Origin of the sequence: Arthrobacter sp. UYCo732 (genome assembly GCF_040547265.1) — a bacterium.
GTDB lineage: Bacteria > Actinomycetota > Actinomycetes > Actinomycetales > Micrococcaceae > Arthrobacter.
The window spans coordinates 1-1048 of record NZ_JBEPPJ010000055.1; the positions used below are offsets into that span (position 1 = coordinate 1).

1 protein-coding gene and 1 pseudogene are annotated in these 1048 nt (G+C 70.5%); both read left to right on the forward strand.

The genetic code is table 11. The features are described from left to right. Positions 1-170: pseudogene (locus ABIB45_RS22495) on the forward strand (glucose-6-phosphate dehydrogenase); the annotation flags it as partial. Beyond that, positions 167-1048 (forward strand): glucose-6-phosphate dehydrogenase assembly protein OpcA (locus tag ABIB45_RS22500; protein WP_354218044.1); only part of this gene is annotated, 882 nt, incomplete at its 3' end. The pseudogene ABIB45_RS22495 and the gene ABIB45_RS22500, both read left to right, overlap by 4 nt.

A 1048-nucleotide genomic window follows, 5' to 3' on the forward strand; every position in this document is an offset into this window, starting at 1 on the left:
TGTTCCCGCGGCACCAGGAAGTGGAACTGTCCTGGAAGATCCTGGACCCGTTCGAAGACTACTGGGCCGGCCTCGATGAACAGCCCGAACCTTACGCCCCGGGGTCCTGGGGACCCGCCAGCGCGGATGAGCTGCTGGCCCGTGACGGACGAACCTGGAGAAGGCCATGATTGTCGACCTGCCGGACACCACCACCTCCAAGATCTCGAAGAAACTCATGTCCCTGCGCGAGCAGGGCGGCGTGATTGCCCTGGGCCGGGTGCTGACCCTCGTGGTGGTCACCCGCTCCGGGCTGGAGGAAGAAGCGATCGAGGCCGCGAACGAAGCCAGCCGGGAACACCCCTGCCGGATCATCGTGCTCGCCGACGCCGGCGCCACCGCCCCGGACCGGCTGGACGCGCAGATCCGGGTCGGCGGGGACGCCGGCGCCTCCGAGGTCATCGTGCTGCGCGGGTACGGCGAGCTCGCCCACGAAAGCGAATCCCTGGTGGCGGCCCTGCTGCTCCCGGACGCCCCGATCGTGGCCTGGTGGCCGCACGGGGCGCCGGAGAACGCATACGAGACCTCCGTGGGCCGGATCGCGCACCGCCGGATCACCGACTCCGCGAACGAACCCGACCCCCAAGCCGCACTTGAGAACGTCCGCAGCACGTACAAGGCCGGCGACACCGACCTCGCCTGGACCCGGCTGACGAACTGGCGGATCCAGCTCGCCGCCGTCCTGGACCAGGTGGACGCCTCCCCCGTCACCGCAGTGGCAGTGGAGGGCGCGTCAGACTCGCCCAGCACCATCCTGCTGGCAGCCTGGCTGACCCTGGCCCTGGACGCACCCGTGACCATCGTCGCGGACCCCGCCGGCACCGGCATCCGCCGCGTCCGGCTCACCCGGCCCAACGGCGACGTCCAGCTCTTCCGGCCCGGACTGTCCATCGCCGAACTCACCCAGCCCGGCCAGCCCGCCCAACGCATCTCCCTGCCCCGCCGCAGCCTCAAAGACTGCCTCGCGGAAGAACTCCGCCGCCTCGACCCCGACGAAGTCTTCGGCGAA